Source organism: Petropleomorpha daqingensis, from assembly GCF_013408985.1.
GTDB lineage: Bacteria > Actinomycetota > Actinomycetes > Mycobacteriales > Geodermatophilaceae > Petropleomorpha > Petropleomorpha daqingensis.
In genome coordinates, this window is the sequence record NZ_JACBZT010000001.1 from 3,062,154 (window position 1) to 3,080,376 (window position 18,223).

Annotated in this window: 20 protein-coding genes; 5 read left to right on the forward strand and 15 right to left on the reverse strand. The window is 74.0% G+C overall.

Annotation, left to right across the window (positions count from 1 at the left end; all coding sequences use genetic code 11):
* Window positions 1–42 precede the first annotated feature (42 nt).
* Complete coding sequence (locus tag GGQ55_RS15175) at window positions 43–360, forward strand: hypothetical protein (protein WP_179718069.1); 318 nt, start codon at window positions 43–45, stop codon at window positions 358–360.
* Here GGQ55_RS15175 and GGQ55_RS15180 read toward each other — a convergent pair whose 3' ends face one another.
* Both GGQ55_RS15180 and GGQ55_RS15185 read right to left on the reverse strand, forming a co-directional pair.
* Window positions 361–1,212: a maleylpyruvate isomerase family mycothiol-dependent enzyme gene (locus GGQ55_RS15180; protein ID WP_179718071.1), complete on the reverse strand. Its 852-nt coding sequence runs from the start codon at window positions 1,210–1,212 to the stop codon at window positions 361–363.
* A complete protein-coding gene (locus GGQ55_RS15185) occupies window positions 1,209–1,769 on the reverse strand; it encodes a sigma-70 family RNA polymerase sigma factor (protein ID WP_179718073.1) in 561 nt (186 codons plus the stop codon). Before GGQ55_RS15185 ends, GGQ55_RS15180 begins: the two co-directional genes overlap by 4 nt.
* Before the next feature lie 210 nt (window positions 1,770–1,979).
* Here GGQ55_RS15185 and GGQ55_RS15190 point away from each other — a divergent pair, with 210 nt between their 5' ends.
* Entirely contained in the window at window positions 1,980–3,098 is a 1,119-nt protein-coding gene (locus tag GGQ55_RS15190; RefSeq protein WP_179718075.1) for a nuclear transport factor 2 family protein, read from the forward strand.
* On the opposite strand, the gene GGQ55_RS15195 is transcribed toward GGQ55_RS15190, so the two are convergent.
* A complete protein-coding gene (locus GGQ55_RS15195) occupies window positions 3,099–3,683 on the reverse strand; it encodes a TetR family transcriptional regulator (protein ID WP_179718077.1) in 585 nt (194 codons plus the stop codon).
* Window positions 3,684–3,787: 104 nt separating this feature from the next.
* On the opposite strand from GGQ55_RS15195, the gene GGQ55_RS15200 reads away from it, so the two are divergent.
* The gene (locus GGQ55_RS15200) at window positions 3,788–4,420 is read left to right on the forward strand and encodes a TetR/AcrR family transcriptional regulator (RefSeq protein WP_179718079.1); all 633 of its coding nucleotides are present in this window, start codon (window positions 3,788–3,790) and stop codon (window positions 4,418–4,420) included.
* Between the two features lie 73 nt (window positions 4,421–4,493).
* Here GGQ55_RS15200 and GGQ55_RS15205 read toward each other — a convergent pair whose 3' ends face one another.
* The 10 genes from GGQ55_RS15205 to GGQ55_RS15250 all read right to left on the reverse strand — a co-directional run bounded on the left by GGQ55_RS15205 (window position 4,494) and on the right by GGQ55_RS15250 (window position 15,143).
* Window positions 4,494–5,570, reverse strand: coding sequence for an enolase C-terminal domain-like protein (locus tag GGQ55_RS15205; RefSeq protein WP_179718081.1), 1,077 nt, complete (start codon window positions 5,568–5,570; stop codon window positions 4,494–4,496).
* Entirely contained in the window at window positions 5,567–7,222 is a 1,656-nt protein-coding gene (locus GGQ55_RS15210; RefSeq protein WP_218859292.1) for a GMC family oxidoreductase, read from the reverse strand. Before GGQ55_RS15210 ends, GGQ55_RS15205 begins: the two co-directional genes overlap by 4 nt.
* Window positions 7,219–7,842 (reverse strand): gluconate 2-dehydrogenase subunit 3 family protein, encoded by a 624-nt coding sequence (locus GGQ55_RS15215; RefSeq protein WP_179718083.1) that lies wholly within the window; start codon window positions 7,840–7,842, stop codon window positions 7,219–7,221. The genes GGQ55_RS15210 and GGQ55_RS15215 overlap by 4 nt, the downstream gene beginning before the upstream one ends.
* Complete coding sequence (locus GGQ55_RS15220) at window positions 7,842–8,270, reverse strand: hypothetical protein (RefSeq protein ID WP_179718085.1); 429 nt, start codon at window positions 8,268–8,270, stop codon at window positions 7,842–7,844. The genes GGQ55_RS15215 and GGQ55_RS15220 overlap by 1 nt, the downstream gene beginning before the upstream one ends.
* Window position 8,271: 1 nt before the next feature.
* Window positions 8,272–10,068 carry a thiamine pyrophosphate-requiring protein gene (locus GGQ55_RS15225; protein ID WP_179718086.1) on the reverse strand — a complete coding sequence of 599 codons (1,797 nt, stop codon included), beginning with the start codon at window positions 10,066–10,068 and terminating at the stop codon, window positions 8,272–8,274.
* Window positions 10,069–10,411: 343 nt separating this feature from the next.
* Window positions 10,412–11,200, reverse strand: a complete 789-nt coding sequence (locus GGQ55_RS15230) for a motility protein A (RefSeq protein WP_366489401.1) — start codon at window positions 11,198–11,200, stop codon at window positions 10,412–10,414.
* Between the two features lie 4 nt (window positions 11,201–11,204).
* Window positions 11,205–11,474: a flagellar FlbD family protein gene (locus GGQ55_RS15235; protein ID WP_179718088.1), complete on the reverse strand. Its 270-nt coding sequence runs from the start codon at window positions 11,472–11,474 to the stop codon at window positions 11,205–11,207.
* A 134-nt stretch (window positions 11,475–11,608) separates the two neighbouring features.
* Window positions 11,609–12,904, reverse strand: a complete 1,296-nt coding sequence (locus tag GGQ55_RS15240; protein WP_179718090.1) for a hypothetical protein — start codon at window positions 12,902–12,904, stop codon at window positions 11,609–11,611.
* Window positions 12,901–13,302 (reverse strand): hypothetical protein, encoded by a 402-nt coding sequence (locus GGQ55_RS15245; RefSeq protein ID WP_179718092.1) that lies wholly within the window; start codon window positions 13,300–13,302, stop codon window positions 12,901–12,903. The genes GGQ55_RS15240 and GGQ55_RS15245 overlap by 4 nt, the downstream gene beginning before the upstream one ends.
* Window positions 13,299–15,143 (reverse strand): hypothetical protein, encoded by a 1,845-nt coding sequence (locus tag GGQ55_RS15250; RefSeq protein WP_179718094.1) that lies wholly within the window; start codon window positions 15,141–15,143, stop codon window positions 13,299–13,301. The genes GGQ55_RS15245 and GGQ55_RS15250 overlap by 4 nt, the downstream gene beginning before the upstream one ends.
* Window positions 15,144–15,214: 71 nt before the next feature.
* On the opposite strand from GGQ55_RS15250, the gene GGQ55_RS15255 reads away from it, so the two are divergent.
* Window positions 15,215–15,970 (forward strand): MerR family transcriptional regulator, encoded by a 756-nt coding sequence (locus GGQ55_RS15255; RefSeq protein ID WP_179718095.1) that lies wholly within the window; start codon window positions 15,215–15,217, stop codon window positions 15,968–15,970.
* Here the strand turns inward: GGQ55_RS15255 and GGQ55_RS15260 are convergent.
* Together GGQ55_RS15260 and GGQ55_RS15265 are read right to left on the reverse strand one after the other, a co-directional pair.
* Window positions 15,948–16,121, reverse strand: a complete 174-nt coding sequence (locus GGQ55_RS15260) for a hypothetical protein (RefSeq protein ID WP_179718098.1) — start codon at window positions 16,119–16,121, stop codon at window positions 15,948–15,950. The genes GGQ55_RS15255 and GGQ55_RS15260 overlap by 23 nt on opposite strands.
* A 32-nt stretch (window positions 16,122–16,153) precedes the next feature.
* Window positions 16,154–17,044, reverse strand: a complete 891-nt coding sequence (locus tag GGQ55_RS15265; RefSeq protein ID WP_179718100.1) for a siderophore-interacting protein — start codon at window positions 17,042–17,044, stop codon at window positions 16,154–16,156.
* 102 nt (window positions 17,045–17,146) lie between these two features.
* On the opposite strand from GGQ55_RS15265, the gene GGQ55_RS15270 reads away from it, so the two are divergent.
* Window positions 17,147–18,154 carry an iron-siderophore ABC transporter substrate-binding protein gene (locus GGQ55_RS15270; protein WP_179718102.1) on the forward strand — a complete coding sequence of 336 codons (1,008 nt, stop codon included), beginning with the start codon at window positions 17,147–17,149 and terminating at the stop codon, window positions 18,152–18,154.
* Window positions 18,155–18,223: the final 69 nt, after the last annotated feature.

An 18,223-nucleotide genomic window follows, 5' to 3' on the forward strand; every position in this document is an offset into this window, starting at 1 on the left:
GGGCACCTCCGCCGGCGACAGGCTCGCCGGCGGAGGTGTGCCATGACCAGATCCCGGGTCGTCGCGATCGCGCTGCTGGCCGGCGCGGTCCTCGTCCTCGCGAGCTGCGCGGCCGGACCCAACCCCGCCGTCGACACCGGTCAGGAGCCGGCCGGCTTCTGGCTCGGCCTCTGGCAGGGGTTCATCGTCCCCGTCACGTTCGTGATCTCGCTGTTCACCGACCACGTGAACATCTACGAGGTGCAGAACAACGGCAACTGGTACGACTTCGGTTACGTGCTCGGGGTGTCCTGCGCGTTCGGTGGGGGAGTCGGGTCCGGCTCGGTGGCCCGTCGCCGGTCGCGGTCCGGGGTCGGCTGATCAGTCGAGTGCGAGGGCGGCGGCCCCGGCGAGGACGGCGTCCGCCGCCCCGGCCGCTCCGCTGACGTGCGCGCCGAGATCGGCGGGCGTGATCCGCGAGGCGACCAGCCGGCAGAAGCCCACCGCGTCGGCGACGATCGCGACCTCCGGCACCGGCGCCGACCGCTCGCCGACCTCGACGTCCCACGTCCCGCCGCCGGCCCCGGTCAGCACGAGGTGCACGTCGACCGGGGTCACCGGGTCGGACACCCGAGCCACCCCGACCGGCAGCAGCTCGACGGCGAGCTCGGTCATCCGGCGCAGCGTCGCGGGATCCGGCACGCTGGCCGGCAGCCCCGCGGCGCGGCGGACGTCGTTCTCGTGCGTCCACAGCTCGAACGCCCGGACGACGAGCAGCGCGCCGAGCGGCAGCGCCATCCCGTGCACCCGCACCTCGGCGGTGAGGTCGGCGCCGCGGACCCGCTCCAGCGTCCGGCCGGTCGCGGCCCGCCACGCGGCGCGGACCTCCGCCGGCGAAGCGGTCGCCGCGTGCTCGGCGGCCGGCTGGGTCGAGGCCACGTGGTCGGCGCAGGCCACGTCGCGGTCGCCGGCGAGCGCCCGCTGCACGTCGTCCTCCACGCCGGTGAGGTGCCCGACCAGGCCGGCGACGTCGAGGTCGCGCAGGACCGGCCGGCGCCAGACGTCGTCGGCGAGCGCGGTGAGCAGGCCGAGGAAGGCGTCGGCGGCGCGGCGGTAGGCCTCCACCGGCGAGATGTCGGGGACGTCGGGGAGCGTGCGGCCGGGGGCGCGGAGCTCCCGGGCGGCCGCGAGCACCCGCTCCCGCAGACTCGCGGGCAGCGCATCGGCGGTCATGACGGCTCCAGCAGTTCGTGGCCGAGCACCGTCTCGAGCTTGGCCAGGGCGAGGCGGACCCGCGACTTCGCGGTGCCCTCCGGGATGCCGATCCGCCGGGCGACGTCGCGGTAGCTGAGCCCGTCGAAGTAGGCCAGCTCGACCGCCCGGCGCTGGTCGTCGGGCAGGCTCCGGACGGCGGCGCGCACCGTCGAGGCGGTGTCGGCGTCGGCGACCTCCTCCTCCGGCGAGGGCCGCGGCGGCGGGGGCAGCAGCCGCATGTTCCGCTCCTCGCGGCCGGCCCGGCGCAGCTCGCTGCGGACGACGTCCTGCGCGCGGTGGCGGGCGACCAGGGTCAGGTAGGTCCGCAGGGTGCCCAACGTCTCGTCGAACCGCTGCGGGTGGCACCACAGATCGACGAAGACCTCCTGGACGACGTCCTGGGCCGCGGCCGGATTCCCGAGGATCTGCCGCGCGACCGCATGGACGGCCGGTCCGAACTCGTCGAACGCCTCGGCGAGGGCCCGGTCGTCGCCGGCGGCCAGCCGGGCGGCGAGCAAGGAGCCGGACGACTCCACGGCGCGGACCGTACCGCTGCGCCGGCCGCCGCAACCCGGACCGCGGCGTACCGCTGGCCGGCGCTCGAGCCGCCGGATCCCCAGTGCCTGCACACCCTCCGTGCGCCGCCGGACCGCCATCCGGATCACCCGGTTCTCGGTGATCCGGCGGCGGCCGGGGCGGCGCACTGGTGCACATCGACGGGGGACCGGAATTCCAGGAGGTTCGACATGGCCGTCATCGTCGAGGTCACGCTCCGGGGCATCACGCGCGAGCAGTACGACGCCCTGCGGGAGCGCGTGGGCTGGGTGCAGCGCCCGCCGGAGGGAGGGATCGCGCACCTGACCTGGTGGGAGGGCGAGGACTGCCACAACCTCGACGGCTGGGCGAGCGAGGAGGCGTTCGGCGCGTTCGGCGAGCACCGCCTCGTCCCGGCGATGATCGAGCTGGGCATCGACCAGCAGCCGGTCGCGGTCTTCCACCAGGCGCACGAGGTCTACACACCGGAGGCCGGCATCGTGGCCGCCACCGAGATACCGGACGTCGCGGCGACGACGGGGAACGCCGACGTGGCCCGGAGCGGCTACGCCGCCTTCGCGGCCGGGGACATCCCCGGGGTGCTGTCGCTGTTCGCCGAGGACCTGGTGTGGACCGTCCCGGACAGCGTGCCCTTCGGCGGCGTCTACTCGGGACCGCAGGGCGCCGCGGACTTCTTCACCGCGCTGATGCGGAACGTCGCCGAGCTGGACGTGCGGCCGGATCGGTACATCGAGGCGGGTGACACGGTCGTCGTCCCGGGCCGGCACCGCGGCCGCACCGTCGCGGGCGGGTCGTTCGACGTCCCGTTCGTCCACCTCTGGACCCTCCGGAACGGCAGGGTGACGTCCTTCACCGAGGTGATGGACTCCGCGCCGGTCGTGCAGGCGCTGGCCCCCGACGCCGAGGCGATCCTGACGCGGATGTTCGACGAGATCATCAACCAGGGCCGGCTCGAGATCGCCGACGAGCTGTTCGCGGAGGACTACGTCGACCACGGGCCGATGGGGGACATCTCCGGGCGGGAGACGTTCAAGCAGCTCGTGGCGCAGTGGCGCGACGCCGTCCCGGACGTCCACTGCCGGATCAGCGACGTCGTGGCCCAGGGCGACCTGTGCGCCTGGGTCGTCCGGACGACGGGCACCCACACCGGCGACGGGCTGGGCTTCCCGGCGACCGGCAAGCGGTTCGAGACCCTCAGCGCCAACATCGGGCGGTTCCGCGACGGCCGGGCCGCCGAGCACTGGTCCGAGCAGGGGCTGTTCCCGATGCTGGTCCAGGTGGGCGTGATCCCGGTGCCGCAGCCGGCCTGATCAGGAGCAGCGGCCGCCGTCCTCGCCGAGGGCGGCGGCCGCCTCGTGCTCCAGGCCGGCGACCAGGAAGTCCACCATCGCGTCCAGGTCGACCGCGGACCGCGACCCCGACCGCAGCCGGTCGAGCGCCAGGCCGCGCAGCAGCCAGTTGAGGGTCTGCAGCGCCGACTGCGGCACGTCGCGTTCCCTCGTCAGCAGCGTGCCGAGCGTCTGGGCCAGCGGCCGGTCCAGCGCGCGCATGGCCGCGGACTTGAGCGGGGCGTGCCACTCGGCGGCGCTCAGCACCGCCGCGACCGCCATCTCGTCGGCGGTGCGCGGGTTGCGCCAGGGGTTCAGCAGCGCGCGCAGGTCCCCGCGCAGCGTCCCCGTGGCGCGCGGGGCGCCGAACAGCTCGACCCCGGACAGTGCGGCGACCACCAGGTCGTCGACGTCCATGGTCTCGTCGAGCGCCTCGGCCGCGGCACCGGCGCGGGCGGCGACCGCGTCCAGGGTCAGCCCGTGGTAGCCGCGCTCGGCGAGCACGTCGAGGACGGCGCGCAGCACCAGTCGCGAACTCGGTGAGTCCCAGTGCAGGCCGCTGTGCACGCTCTCCTCCGTCCGTGGGCGTCTCCGCCCCTGCTCGCGACGCTAGGCACCGATCAGCGAAACGTACAAGTTCCGCTATTCCGGTGCGCAGTACCGTTCTGCGTGTGACGGGCGATCACGGTGAGCGTGGTCGCCGGCGCGGCCGGCCCCAGGACCCGGCGCTGGCGGATGTCATCCGCGCGGCGACGGTCAAGGTGCTCGCCGACGTCGGCTACCGGGGGCTGACCATGGACGAGGTGGCGCTGGTCGCCGGGGTGAGCAAGGCGACCATCTACCGGCGGTGGCCGAGCAAGGTCGACCTGCTCGTCAGCGTCATGGATTCGGCCAGCGACGCGACCCTGGTCGAGGTCGACACCGGCTCGCTGCGCGAGGACCTCGTCGCGCTGCTCGGTGCGATGTCGGACATCCTGAGCGGTCCCGGTGGCGGCGTCAGCCGGGCGCTGATCGGCGTCCTCGACGCCGAGCCGGCGCTGGCCCAGGCCTACCGGCAGGGGCCGCTCGCTCGCTGGGAGGCGGCCTTCCGGCTCGCGTTCCGCCGGGCCGCGGAGCGGGGTGAGATCGCGCACGGGCTGGAGGACTCGCTCGCCGCGGCGTCCGGCCCGGGGATCATGGTCCAGGCCTGGCTCTTCCTCGGCCAGGACCTCCAGGGCGGCTTCCCCGCGCAGGTGGTCGACGAGGTGATGCTGCCGCTGCTCACGCGCCCAGCCGCGGCGCCTCCGCCTCGACCGGCCCCCTGAGCGCGGGCGCGACCAGCCCGTCCCGGCGACGCCGCCCGGCCGTCGGTGCCCTGAACACCGACCGGCTCAGCGCTCAGGAGCTCTCCTCCGGGTTCCTCAGGGTCATGCCGTGACCCGGGGCGTCGGGAACCAGCAGCTCGCCGTCGATCACCGGCGGTGCGCCGTCCACGAGCAGCGGCTCGAGGCGCGCGTGGTCGGCGAACCACTCCACGTGCCGCAGCTCGGGCAGCGCGGCGGCCACCGGGACGTGCAGCGACGGGGCGCAGTGCCCCGACACCTGCCGGCCGGCCGCGACGGCGATCGCCGTGCAGCGCAGCCAGCCGGTGTACCCGCCGCAGCGGGTGACGTCGAGCTGCAGGCAGTCGACGGCCGGAGCCAGGCGTGCGGCCTCCCGCGCGTCGGCGACGTACTCGCCGGCCGCGACGTCGCAGCGCAGCTCCCCGCGCAGCGCGCCCAGGTCGTCGACGTCGTCGCTGCTCACCGGCTCCTCGAACCAGACCACCCCCAGCTCGTCGAGGGCCGCGCCGATCCGCCGGGCCTGGCCGGGGGAGTACCCGCCGTTGGCGTCGACCATGAGCTCGACGCCGTCGCCGGCCAGCTCGCGCAGCCGCCGCACCCGGGCCAGGTCGCGGCCGGGGTTCGCCCCCCACGACTCGCCGATCTTGATCTTCATCGCGGTGCAGCCCGCGGCGACCCAGCCGGCCACCTGCTCGGCGAGCTGGGTCCGGTCGAGGTTGGTGAAGCCGCCCGACCCGTAGACCGGCACCCGGTGGCGCGTCCGCCCGAACAGGTCGGCCAGCGGGACGTCGAGCAACCGCGCCTTGAGGTCCCACAGCGCGATGTCGGCCGCGCTCTGGGCCTGTGCGAACAGTCCCCGCGTCCCGAGGTTGCGCCCGGCGCGGTGCATCGCCTCGGCCGCGCCCGGGATGTCGAAGGCGTCGTGCCCGCACAGCACACCGGACAGCACGTCGGTGACGACCGCCGCCGCGGCGGGGGAGCTGTACGTCCAGCCCAGCCCGGTGCTGCCCCCGGCGTCCACCTCGACGGTGACCGCGGTGGTGGCGCCCCAGCAGAGCGTGCCGTCGGTCTCCGGCGTCGGCGTGCGGAACCGGTGCACGCCGGTGCGCACCGCGGTGACCGGGGCCCTCACGACGCCACCTCGTGCGCCAGGCCGCGGCGGGCGCCGGCGGCCATCAGGTCGGCCGCCCGCGCGGCGAGCGACATGATGGTCAGCGCCGGGTTCGCCGAGCCTTGGGTGGGCAGCGTGCTGCCGTCGACGATCGACAGCCCGGCCACGCCGAACACGCGGTGCTCGGCGTCGACCACGCCGTCCTGAGGCCGCGCCGCCATCCGCGCGCCGCCGACGAGGTGCGCGTAGCGCTGGATGGTCATGACGTCGGTCGCGCCGGCCGCGGTGAGGATGCGCTCCATCGACTCCTGGGCCGCGGCCGCGAGCGCCCGGTCGTTGTCGCACCGGCTGTACGAGAAGTGCGCCACCGGCAGTCCGTGCCGGTCGGTCTCGCCGGCCAGGGTGACCCGGTTGTCCGCCTGCGGGAGGAACTCGCACAGCGACCCCAGCGTGGCCCAGTGCACGTAGTCGCGCATGCGCTCGCGCAGGTCCTCGCCCCAGTGCCCCTGGGCGACGACGTGCTCGGCCCAGGTGATCGGCAGCGGGCTGATGTTCTGGATCGACCAGCCCCGTGCGTACGGCTTGGTCGGGTCGGTCTCGTAGAACTGCTCGCTGCTGACCTCCGGTGGCGGCACCTTGTACATGCGCACCTCCTCGGCGAACCGACCTGAGGTCTGCGGGGCGCCCTGCACCATCAGGTAGCGGCCCACCTGGTCGTGCTCGTTGCCCAGCCCCTCCGGGTATCGCGGCGTGGCCGAGAGCAGCAGCAGCCGGGGCGTCTCGATGCTGTAGCCGCAGACGGCGACCGCCCGGGCCCGCTGCCGCAGTTCGCGGCCGTGCGAGAAGTAGGTGACGCCGGTGACCCGGCCGCTGCGGTCGTCCACCAGCACGCGGCTGACGTGGCAGTCCGGCCGGATCTCCGCGCCGTGCGCCAGGGCGTCGGGCACGTGCGTGATCAGGGGGCTGGCCTTGGCGTTGACCTTGCAGCCCTGCAGGCAGAAGCCGCGGTAGATGCAGTGCGGGCGGTTGCCGAACCGGCCGTTGGCGATCGCCACCGGTCCCACGCGCGCCTCGATGCCGACCGTGCGGGCGCCGCGCAGGAAGACCATCCCGTTGCCGCCGACCGGGTGCGGCGAGTGCGGATAGCTGTGCGGATCGCCCCAGGGCCAGCTCTCGCCGGCCACGGGCAGTTCGGCCTCGATCTGCTCGTAGTACGGCTTGAGCTGCTCGTAGGAGATCGGCCAGTCCGCGCCGACGCCGTCCAGGCTGTACGTGCGGAAGTCCGACGGGTGGAACCGGGGCACGTAGCCGGCGTAGTGGACCATCGAGCCGCCGACGCCGCGGCCGGAGTTGTTGCTGCCCAGCGGCACGGGGTCGCTGCCGCCGATCTGCCGCGGCTCGGTCCAGTACAGCCCGTGCGAGCCGCGCTCGTCGCTGACCCAGTCGCGGTCCGGGTCCCAGAACGGCCCCGCGTCCAGGCAGACCACCCGCCACCCGGCGCGGGCCAGCCGCTGGGTGAGCACCGCGCCGCCCGCACCGGCGCCCACGACGACGAGGTCGACCTCGTCGTCGGCGTCGAACCGGCGCATGTCGGCGCGCAGCCGGTGGTTCGTGCGGCTGCCGTCGTTGGGCAGCAGCCAGGCCGATTCGTTGCGCTCGCGGAGGCCGGTCACGACCGGTCTCCCGCGTCGGCGACCTCCCACCGCTCGCGTGCGTCCAGACCCGGGTTGAGGTAGCCGCGCGGGTAGGCCGGGCCGGGGAAACCGATCTCGTTCCAGGCCCAGGGGTGCGAGTAGAAGGCGGTGCAGGCGTAACGGGTCCACAGGCTCCAGACGTGGGTCGCGGTGAACCCCTGCCAGGAGTCGGCGCGGCGGACCTCGTCGACCAGCGCCCTCTGGTCGTCGACGGCCGCCTCGGCGAAACCGGTGCCGCAGCGGGAGTGCGCGGCCTCGTCGAGAGCGGCCAGCGTCTCGCGCCACGCCTGGGCGTCCTCGGGCAGGTCGTCGTAGTGCCAGCCGTCGGTCTCGCCCACGGCCAGCCGACGGTCGACCAGCTCGAGCACCGGCACGCGGGGGTCGGCGTCCTGGGCGAGCAGCAGGTCGAGCAGCGGTTCGGCGACGGCCACCTCGCCGGGGGTGAAGAACGACAGGCCGGTCGGGTGGGACAGCCGCTCCAGGACGGCGCCGGCGGTGACGTCGTCCCAGACGTCGACGGAGTCGAGGACGTCGAAGCCGGGGAACCGGCCGCGGCCCTGGGGCGTGACGGCGTGCTGGTGCGGTGGGCGGTAGGGCATCAGTGCCGCCCCTCCCGCCGCAGGACGGCGGCCAGCAGCCCCATCCCGCCGACCAGCGAGGCCAGCAGCGGCGCGAACGGCGGCGGCCCGGACTCGACGTTGTACCGGGTGATCCCGCCGGGTCGCTGGGCGATGCCGCGCCAGTGCAGGTAGGTGCCCTGCAGGCCGTTGGCCACGATCGCGGCGCTGGCCAGCGGCAGCACCGTGCGCGCTGCCCGCGGCGAGAACACCGCGGCGATCCCGGCGGGGATCGCGGTCGGGACGACGGCCACCGGCCACCACATCATCGTGTTGCCGAAGCTGGCGCCGTCGTGCGAGAAGAAGATCTCGCCGGCGGTGACGGCGGCGCCGGCCGCGGTCAGGCCGGCGAGGGTCCGCTCGAAGCGCCCGGTCCGGACATCGCGGACCGCCGTGGACAGCAGGCCCATCTCAGTCGCCGTCCTTGGTGCCGGGCAGGTACTGCTGCACCTTCTGCTTGAGCCCCTGCTTGATGAACCCGGCCCTGTCCTCGTCGCCGTGCAGCACCGCCGAGGCGGTGGCCTTCACCTGCTCCCACGTGGCGTGCGGCGGGATCGGCGGCACGTCGGGGTCGCAGCGGATGTCGAGCACGGTCGGCCGGTCCGCCGACAGCGCGGCCTCCCAGGCCGGCCCGACCTCCTCGGGCTCGTCCACGTTGATGCCCTGCAGGCCCAGCGAGCGGGCGAACGCGGCGTAGTCGACGTCGGGCAGTGACTGGGACTGGGGGAACTTCGGCGCACCTTCCATCGCGCGCATCTCCCAGGTGACCTGGTTGAGGTCGTCGTTGTGCAGGACGGCGACCACCAGCCGCGGATCGCTCCACTGCCCGCAGTACCGGGCGGCGGTGATCAGCTCGGCCATGCCGTTCATCTGCATGGCGCCGTCGCCGACCAGCGCGATCGCGGGCCGGTCGGGGTGCGCCCACTTGGCGCCGATCGCGTAGGGGACGCCCGGCCCCATCGTGGCCAGGTTGCCCGAGAGCGACCCGCGGACGTCGCCGGTGAACTTCAGGTGCCGGGCGTACCAGTTGGCCGCGCTGCCGGAGTCGGCAGCCACGATCGCGTTCGCCGGCAGCCGCTCGGAGAGCTCGTGGACGATCCGCATCGGGTTGATCGGGTCGGCGTCGGTCATCGCCCGCCGCTCCGCGGTCTCCCACCAGTCGGCGACGTCGCTCTCGACCTTCTCCCGCCACGACCGGTCGGTCGTGCGCTCCAGCAGCGGGATCAGCGCCCGCAGCGTCGTCCGGGCGTCGCCCACGAGGTTGACGTCGTAGGGGTAGCGCATGCCGATCCAGGCGCCCGACCGGTCGATCTGCACGGCCTTGGCCTGGTCCAGCGGCGGGTAGAACTGGGTGTACGGGAAGTTGGAGCCGACGGTCAGCAGGGTGTCGCAGCCCATCATCAGCTCGTAGCTGGCCGTCGTCCCGAGCAGACCGATCGAGCCGGTGACCCAGGGCAGCGTGTCGGGCAGCACGTCCTTGCCGAGCAGGGCCTTCGCCGCGCCGGCGCCGAGCAGGTCGGCGACCTCGGCCAGCTCCGGGGCGCAGCCGCGGGCGCCCTGCCCGACCAGCATCGCGACCTTCTCGCCGGCGTTGAGCAGGTCGGCGGCCTGCTGCACCGCGGTGGAGGACGCGCACGGCACCGCGTCGGCCGTGCCGAGGCTCGAGGGCACCATCTTGAAGGCGTGGCCGGGCGCGGTGTACTCGAGCTCGAGGACGTCGCTGGGGAAGATCAGGCACGTCGGGGCCTGCGCGCTGACCGCGATGCGGATGGCCCGGTCGATCAGGTTGGGCAGCTGCTCGGGCACGGTGCACATCTGGACGTAGTCGCTGCAGACGTCCTTGAACAGGCTGATCAGATCGACTTCCTGCTGGTAGGAGCCGCCCATCGCCGAGCGCGCCGTCTGCCCGACGAGGGCGACCACCGGAACGTGGTCGAGCTTGGCGTCGTAGAGGCCGTTGAGCAGGTGGATCGCGCCGGGTCCGCTGGTGGCCGTGCAGACGCCGACCACCCCGCTGAACTTGGCGTAGCCCACGGCCTCGAAGGCCGCCATCTCCTCGTGCCGGGCCTGCACGAACTGCGGGTCGTTCTCGGCCCGACCCCACGCGGCGAGCAGGCCGTTGATCCCATCACCGGGGAATCCGAAGACCTGGCGCACCCCCCACTGGCGCAGCCGGGCGAGCAGCACGTCGGCAACGGTCTGTGTCATGAGCTGACCTCCGAGGCGATCTCGTGGGCGGCCCGGCTGCCCGACAGGTGGCGAGCGGTGCTGACCAGGCCGACGGTGCTGGACGCCTGGGGGTGTTGCCCCTGGCGTCGGGCGTGCGGTCCCGTCTCCTTGGGATGAGCAACTATTGGTTGATACCAACTGTACGACCGTGACCCGCCTTCTGCACCTCGAGACGCTCCGCGGTGCCGGGACCCCGCCGACCCGGAGTACCCGTACCGCGCCACCTGGCTGCAGCCTGTCGAACACCTGGCGCGCAGCTGAGAATCGGTACCGCCCGACCGCTCGGCTCGGGCGGGGGCGGACCCACCCGCGGGACGGCGGATCAGGCGGCGGCGCGGGCGGCGGCGGCCTCGTCGGGCGGCAGCAGGGAGTTCAGCCGCTGGCGCACCGCGCGCGGGCTGCTGCCCGCCTGGATCTCGGCGATGCCGGTGAGCAGCAGCTCGAGCTGGGCGGTGCGCAGATCGCTGGTGCGCATGATCCGGTGGCTCATCGGCAGCCACAGGAAGTTGGCCGAGAGCACACCCCACAGCGTCGCGACGAACGCGGTCGCGATCAGCGGGCCGAGCGCCGCGGTGTCGGAGAGGTCGGCGAGCACGTGGATGAGCCCGATGACGGTGCCGATGATGCCGATCGTCGGCGCGTAGCCGGCCATCCGCGCGAAGAACTTCGCGGCGACCTTCTCCTCGGTCCGCCGCGCGGCGATCTCGCCCTCGAGCGAGGCGCGCAGCCGATCGGGATCGGTGCCGTCGACGGCCAGGCGCAGCCCGCGCCGCAGGAACGGGTCGCGGACGTTGCCGAGCTGGCGGTCCAGGGCGAGCAGACCTTCCCGGCGGGCCTTGCCGGCCAGGTCGACCAGGACGGCGATCCGCTCGGTCATCGTGGGCACCCGCTCGGGCGTGAGCGCCAGCAGCGACCACTGCTTCAGCCGGCGCAGGTCGTCGATCGTCGAGCCGGCGATGGCCGCCCCGAAGGTGCCGCCGAAGACCAGCAGCAGGGGCGGCAGGAGGAACACCGCCAGCGGGCTGGAGCCCTCCAGCAGCATCGTGACGAGCAGCGCCCCGAGCGCGACCGCGATGCCGGTCAGCGTCGCCGGATCGATGGTCTTCCGCACGGCCCTAGACCTTCGGGCGCGTGGGGAACGGCACGACTGCCGCCCCCGTGACCTCCGCCCGGTGGTCCGGCGTGTCGATCAGCCGCCAGGCGTTGACCATGACCGCGGCCCGGTACTCCCGGACCGTCCCGATGACCTGGTCCGGCGTCTCCACGACGACGTACTTGGCGCCGTCGGTGAGGAAGACGACCGTGTCCGGGTGCGCCTCGACCCGCTCGATCTCGGCGGGATCCAGGCAGCAGCGTTCGCCAGTGGTGCGCGTGAGACCGATCATGCGGTCCCTCCTCGCTCGGTGGGGCAGTAGACCCCCGCATGCCCTCCGTTGGGCATCCCCGAAGATCGGCGATCCGCGTGGTGATCTTGAGCCGAAGCACCCCAACGGGTGAGCTCGACCGTGCGGACGGGCCGCTAGAAGCCGAAGAGCAGGCCGAGGCCACCGATCGTGAAGACGATCATCACCAGGACCAGCGGCAGCTGGTCGGACGCCGGCGCCTTCGGGGCCAGCCGCAGCGCCCGCTCGTGCGCCAGCGTCACGCCGACGACGTGCCCGGTCACCACCGCGCCGACCTGCACCAGCGCGATCGCGTCCGGTCCGACCGCGGTCAGGTCGACGACGTTGCCGTACGTGCCGAACAGGTCGATGCCGGCGACCCCGAACGGGTTGCTCGCCAGGATCCAGGTGGTCTGCCCGTCCAGCACGAACAGGCTGAAGTAGTGCGCGATCGTGTAGCCCAGCGCGATCGGGACGACGGTGGCCGCGAACAGCCGGGGGAACGGGATCCCGCGCAGCCGCCCCATCCGCGCCGACAGCCGCGTCCCGGCGTTGTACAGCGCGGCGACCAGGGCGGTCATCGCCAGCAGGCCGAGGGTGCCCGACAGCAGGTCGTCGGCCGCGCCCGGTCCGCTCTGCCACCACGACGTCCGGGTCAGCCCGTCGAACGCGGTCGACCCCAGCAGGACGACGACCACCGCGGCCAGTCCGCGCTCGGCGGGGATCGCCATCGCGTTGGACAGCGGGCTGCGCAGCACGAGCCGGCCGTCGTCCCGCCGTCCCCACACCGACAGCCGGCCGAGCAGCGTGGAGTAGACCTCGAAGCCGTCGCCGTGGGCGAACCAGCCGTCGCCGAACCACCAGGCGGCCGCCAGGTGGACGACGGCGTAGCCGATCAGGAACCCGGCGACCACCGTCGGCTGCGCGCGGTCGCGGGGGACCAGTTCCAGCCAGACGAAGGCGAACAGCGACACGGCGCCGGGCCACAGCCCGAGCGCCGGCAGCCGCTCGGCGGCGCGGCCGCGCCCCGGGAGCGCCCGCGCGAGCAGCCGCAGCGGGTTGAGCACCCGCCAGACCGGGCCGAGCAGCAGGCTGGCCGGCACGAGACCGACCCAGAACGTCACGTACAGCGCCCAGGGCGCCAGGTTCTTCGGGATGTCCCGCGGCCCGAACAGCGCGACGGCCAGCACGAACGCCGCGCACAGCAGTGCGAGCGCCTGCAGTGCGGCTCGCACGCGGCTGCTGTCGGCGAACCGCTGCAGGCCGGCCGGCACCGGGCGCCCGGACGTCGCGTCGCCCAGCCGCGGGGTCCGCCAGAACAGCAGCAGGACGGCGAAGCTGATGAGGATCGCGAAGCCGCCGCCGTAGAGCGCGAGGCCGAGCGGGATCGGCAGGTCGATCCGCTGCCCGACCCCGTGCGCGAGGACGGTCACTGCACCTGCAGGGTCAGCAGCTGCTGTCCGAGCCCCTCCAGCTCCACCTCGAACACGCCGGGGATGGTGGCGTCGAACGTGACCGTGGCGGGCGCGTCCGGGGTCACGTCCTGCATGAGGTCGTAGCCGTGCACGTGCACCTCGTCGGCGACGTCGCTGGTCACCCGGAGCGTCACCGGGCTGCCGAGCTCCACCGGGATCCGGCCGCCGCCGGTGATCGCCCCGCCCGCGTAGGTCACCTCGATCGTCCGGCCGGCGGCCGAGGACGAGGACGACGACGACGAGCCCGCCGCGGACGACGACGTCCCGGCCGCCGTCGCATCCGGGGCCTTGCCGGCGCAGGACGCGACCGCGAGGGCCAGCGCCGTGGCGGCGCCGGCCCGCAGCAGGCGGCTCACCGGCTGCCGGCGCCCGTCGGCGTCGGGGTCGGGGTGTCGGCGGGCTTGTCGGGGAACGGCTCGCTGGCGCTGCCGCGGCGGGAGTACCGGCCGACGCCCCACGAGATCGCGGCGAGGATCGCGATCGTGCAGAGCAGCACCAGGATGCTGGAGGCGTTCCACAGCCAGTGCGGGGTGCCGGCCTTCTGCTCGCGCTGCAGCAGCGTCTTCTCCGGCACCGCGGAGCGGGTGACGCCGTCGTCCGCCGCGATCTCGTCGGCGCCGATCACCGGGTCCGCGGGCAGGTAGATCGCGACCGCGGTCAGCACGCGACCGTCGTGGATCCGCAGCATCGTCTTCCAGTCGTCGTCCAGCGGGACCGCCTCGTGCGTGCGGTAGCGCCCGGGACCGATCTGCTCGAGCGGATCGACGACCAGCCCGCCGCCCTGCCACGAGGTGACCTGCACCCAGGCCGGGTCGTCGACGAAGTCGTCCGGGTCCAGCTGCACCGTGACCACGCCGGTGCGCGGGCTCGACGACGCCTCGTCGATCGCGATCGTGGCCTTCAGGTTGCCGGGCACGGTCGCGATCAGGCCGTTGGTCACCATGGCTGCGATCGCGAGCAGGCTGCCGACCAGCACGGTCCGCGCCACCGCCGGGCGCGGCAGCCGCCGGCGCATGCCGAGGGCGAGCAGCGTGCCCAGCAGGGCTCCGGCGACGCCGGCGACGACCGCCATGAGGGTGCCCTCGACGGCGATGTCGCTGCCCCAGTGCAGCGTGCGGGTCAGGTTGCTCCAGCCGATCTCGCTCAGGTGGCCGAGCGTGCCGATGCCCAGGCCCGCGACCACGGCGTAGAGCAGCGGACGCCGGACCAGCGGCACGATCAGGGCGAGCAGCTCGACCACGATCGCCGAGCCCAGGTAGAGCGGGAAGGTCGGCGTCGTCTCGCCCAGGACCGGGCCGACGAGCAGGCTGATCACGCCCCGGACGACGAGGAAGAAGACGGTGGCGAGCAGCGCGCCGCCGCGGCCCATCCACAGCCGGGCGGCGACGAGGGCGACCCCGGCGGCGCCGGCGATCATCAGGGGGTCGAGCACCTGGCGGAACTGCGCGACGTCGAAGTCGAACTCGCCCTGGAAGACCGACAGGCCCAGCAGCAGGCCGCCCATCGCCGCGGCCTGGCGCAGGTAGCGGCCCGCGCCGCCGACCTTGCGCGCGCCGTCGTCGGTGGACGCGCCGCCGTGCCCTTCCTGCTCCAGCAGCAGGATGCCGACGAGCGAGAGCCCGGCCCCGCCGATCAGCATCAGGTGGGTCGGGCCCCACAGCGTGACGTCCTGGCCGAAGATCCGGTGCCAGACGTCGTCGAGCGGGAAGCCGAGCAGGGCGTAGAAGCCCGACGCCGTCAGCAGCACGCCGCCCACCGGCACGTCCCAGCCGCGCAGGAAGTGCACGGCCACCGGGCCCGGCTTCTCGTTCAGCGGCATCGCGCAGGCGAGCACGCCGGCGGAGAAGACCCCGAACAGGCCGAAGAGGATGAAGTAGTGCGCCGGGTTGGCCAGCGGCCCGGGATCACGCCCCACGTCGATGTGCAGGCTGATGTCCCACATCATCCCGAACAGCGCGACGAGCAGGGACGCCGTGGCCAGGATCGTGGGCAGCGCGACCCAGGCCGGCACCCGCGTCGCCCGGCCCAGGAAGTTCCCGGCTGTGGTCAGGCCCTGCCACCGGCGGGTGCGGTGCAGCCAGACGAGTCCGAGCAGCAGCACCGTGAGCACGAGGCCCAGGGCGGTGGCGAGCAGGACCTCGCCCAGGGCGGCGCCACCGGCAGGGCGGGTCTCGGCGGCGGAGAGGACGGCCGTCATGCGAAGTATGAGACACCAGATGGCGTGACATCGCCATGTGACACATAGCGGACGGCGCTAGCCTGGAATTCGTGACCCAACCGGCCGGTGTCGACGGCGACCGCGAGCTGACGGTCGACCAGCTCGCCGCGGTCGTCGGTGTGACCGTCCGCAACGTGCGGGCCTACGCCGCGCGCGGCCTGCTGCCCCCGCCGCGGCTGGTCGGGCGCACCGGCTTCTACGGCCGCGAGCACGTCGCCCGGCTGCGGCTGGTGCGCGAGATGCTCGCCGAGGGCTATTCGCTCAACATGATCGAGCGCACGCTGACCGCTGCCCCGGAGGCCGCCGGGTCGGCGACCCTCGCGCTGCACCGGGCGCTGCTGGCGCCCTGGCTGCCCCCGGAGCCCGAGGAGACGACCGCCGCCGAGCTCGCCGCCCGCGCGGGCGTCCCCGAGGACGACCGGCTGGTCGACGGCCTGGTCGCGCTGGGCCTGGTCGAGCGGCTGGACGACGGCCGGCTGCGGGTGATGGATCCCGCGCTGCTCACCGCGGGGCTGCAGGTCGTGGAGCTCGGCGTCCCCCCGGCCGCGCTGATCGAGGCGCAGCTGACCGTCGCCGAGCACGTGCGCGAGATCGCGCAGACCTACGTGCGGATGTTCGTCGAGACCGGCTGGCAGACCCTGCGCGAGGGCGGCGCGACTCCCGAGCAGCTCGAGCGGGCGCAGACGACCGTGGCCCGCCTGCAGCCGGCCGCGGCGCAGGCGCTGCTGGCCGTCTTCCGGCGCGAGATGGCCGCCGCCGTCGAGGTCGCGGTCGACGAGGAGCTCAGGAAGCTGGGGGAGGGGTAGGGGGCTCGGCGTCGTCCTTCTCCCGCTCGCGGGCGGCGAGCTTGCGGTCGCGCACGACCGCACCGACCACCAGCGCGACCAGCACGAGCGCCGGGCCGAACACGCCGACGGTCGCGATGGAGCCGAGGCTGTCCCAGGCGAGGACCGTCACCCGACCCATGTGACACCGACCGATGACACGTGTCAAACCGAAGCGCGGCCGGCCTTCCAGTAGCCCATGACCGCCACGGCCGCCCGGTCGAGGCCGGTGTCGGCCAGCAGCCGGCGGCGCAGGCCGGTGACCACGCCCGCCTCGCCGGCCAGCCACACGTAGCGCTCGGCCCGGGCGGTGAGGACGTCGTCCGGGGGCACGTCCCACAGCAGGACCGCGGTGTCGTCGTCCTCCAGGACCGGCTCGGGGAGCGCCGCCCCGGTCACCGCGGCCGCCAGCAGCTCGCCCCGCGCGCGGGCGTCGCGGGGCAGCCAGGTGAGGCGGACGCCGGCCGGTGCGCGCACGTCGAGGACGTCGCCGTTGCCGGGCACCTCCAGGAACACCTGACCGACGGCGTCGGCGGGCAGTTGCTCGGCGATCGCGCAGATCGCCGGCACCGCCGTCTCGTCCCCGGCGATCAGCAGGTGGGCGCCGGCCGGCGGTCGCCACTCGATGCCGCCGGTGTCCCCGGCGAAGCGGGCGTTCGGCCCGATGAGCACCACCTCGTCGCCGGGTCGGGCGGCCAGCGCCCACGCGCCGGCCGGGCCCGTCGCGCCGTCGTGGACGACGAAGTCGACGTCCACCTCGCGCTCGGCCGGGCGTGCGGCGCGCACGGTGTAGGTGCGGATCGGGTTGCGGCGCTCCGGCGGCAGTGCCCGCCACTCGCCGTACCAGTCCGCTCCCGACGGGCAGTCGACCAGGCCGCGGCCGGGCAGCGGGAAGAGCACCTTGATCCGCTGGTCGAGGCCGCCCGAGGCGAACTCGTCGAGGTCGGCGCCGCCGAAGGTGACCCGCACGAAGCTCGGGGTCAGCCGCTGGACGCGGACGGCGGTGACGGCGAACGGCCGGTACGCCGGCACCGCCTCGACGGTCTGGACGGTCATCGGCGTTCTCCCAGCGGCTTGCGGACCATGATCGACCTTAGGCTAGCCTTACCTCACTTCAGCGGGGAAGGCCCTGCGCCGAGATCGAGGAGAACGCCAACGATGCGAGTCCGCGGAACGCTGGCCGCGCTCGCCGCCCTGACCGTGCTGGTCGGCTGCGGCAGCACCGATGCGGGGGAGGGCGACGGCGGCGCGGCGGCGTCCGGCGACGGCGCCTTCCCCGTGTCGATCGAGCACACCTTCGGCACCACCACCATCGAGCAGCAGCCCGAGCGGGTCGTCGTCCTGGGCTGGAGCGCGCAGGACGTCGTCTACTCGCTGGGCGTCACCCCGGTCGGCATGCCGTCCTTCCCGTACGGCGGCGGGGACGACGGCGTCCTGCCGTGGGACGACGAGTACTACGACGCGGCGGAGACCACCCTGCTCGACACCGCCGACGGCCCGCCGCTGGAGAAGATCGCCGCGCTGCGGCCCGACGTGATCCTCGCGCCGTACGAGGGCTTCGACGAGGGCACCTACGAGGACCTCTCGAAGATCGCCCCGACCGTGGCCTACCCGGGCGAGGCCTGGACGACGCCGTGGGACGAGCAGACCCGCATCATCGGCACGGCGCTCGGCAAGAGCGCGGAGGCCGAGAAGCTGATCGACGACACGAACGCCGCCGTGCAGCAGATCGCCGACGAGCACCCCGAGTTCGCCGACCTGACGTTCGCCTACACGAGCATGGGCGCCGACCGGCTCTCCCTGTACCTGGCCTCGGACCCGCGGGTGCAGCTGATCGAGAAGCTCGGGCTCACCCTCGACCCCAGCGTCGAGACCCTCGCCGGCAGCGGGGACGCGGGCACCTTCTACTCGGAGATCTCCCTGGAGAAGGCGCCGGAGATCGCCGCCGACGTCGTCATCGGCTTCGCCGACGGGATCAGCGCCGACGAGGTCGAGGCGCTGCCGGTCTACGCCCAGGTGCCGGCGATCCAGCGCAACTCGGCCGTCATCGTCGACGACCAGGAGGTCGCGGCCGGGATGAGCGCGGTCAGCGTGCTGTCCATCCCGTGGGTGCTGGACAAGCTCGTGGGCCGGCTGACCACCGCGGCCGGCAGCGCGCAGGCCTGACCCCGGTGCAGACATCGGCAGCGCGACGCACGGGCGGGCGGGTCGGTCAACGCCGCGCGTTGCTCGTCG

Excerpts from the sequence above, each read along its gene's own strand:
- GGQ55_RS15175 (WP_179718069.1), top strand. The coding sequence starts at position 43 with ATGACCAGATCCCGGGTCGTCGCGATCGCGCTGCTGGCCGGCGCGGTC.
- GGQ55_RS15180 (WP_179718071.1), bottom strand. The coding sequence starts at position 1,212 with ATGACCGCCGATGCGCTGCCCGCGAGTCTGCGGGAGCGGGTGCTCGCG.
- GGQ55_RS15190 (WP_179718075.1), top strand. The coding sequence starts at position 1,980 with ATGGCCGTCATCGTCGAGGTCACGCTCCGGGGCATCACGCGCGAGCAG.
- GGQ55_RS15215 (WP_179718083.1), bottom strand. The coding sequence starts at position 7,842 with ATGCCCTACCGCCCACCGCACCAGCACGCCGTCACGCCCCAGGGCCGC.
- GGQ55_RS15220 (WP_179718085.1), bottom strand. The coding sequence starts at position 8,270 with ATGGGCCTGCTGTCCACGGCGGTCCGCGATGTCCGGACCGGGCGCTTC.
- GGQ55_RS15225 (WP_179718086.1), bottom strand. The coding sequence starts at position 10,068 with ATGACACAGACCGTTGCCGACGTGCTGCTCGCCCGGCTGCGCCAGTGG.
- GGQ55_RS15235 (WP_179718088.1), bottom strand. The coding sequence starts at position 11,474 with ATGATCGGTCTCACGCGCACCACTGGCGAACGCTGCTGCCTGGATCCC.
- GGQ55_RS15250 (WP_179718094.1), bottom strand. The coding sequence starts at position 15,143 with ATGACGGCCGTCCTCTCCGCCGCCGAGACCCGCCCTGCCGGTGGCGCC.
- GGQ55_RS15265 (WP_179718100.1), bottom strand. The coding sequence starts at position 17,044 with ATGACCGTCCAGACCGTCGAGGCGGTGCCGGCGTACCGGCCGTTCGCC.
- GGQ55_RS15270 (WP_179718102.1), top strand. The coding sequence starts at position 17,147 with ATGCGAGTCCGCGGAACGCTGGCCGCGCTCGCCGCCCTGACCGTGCTG.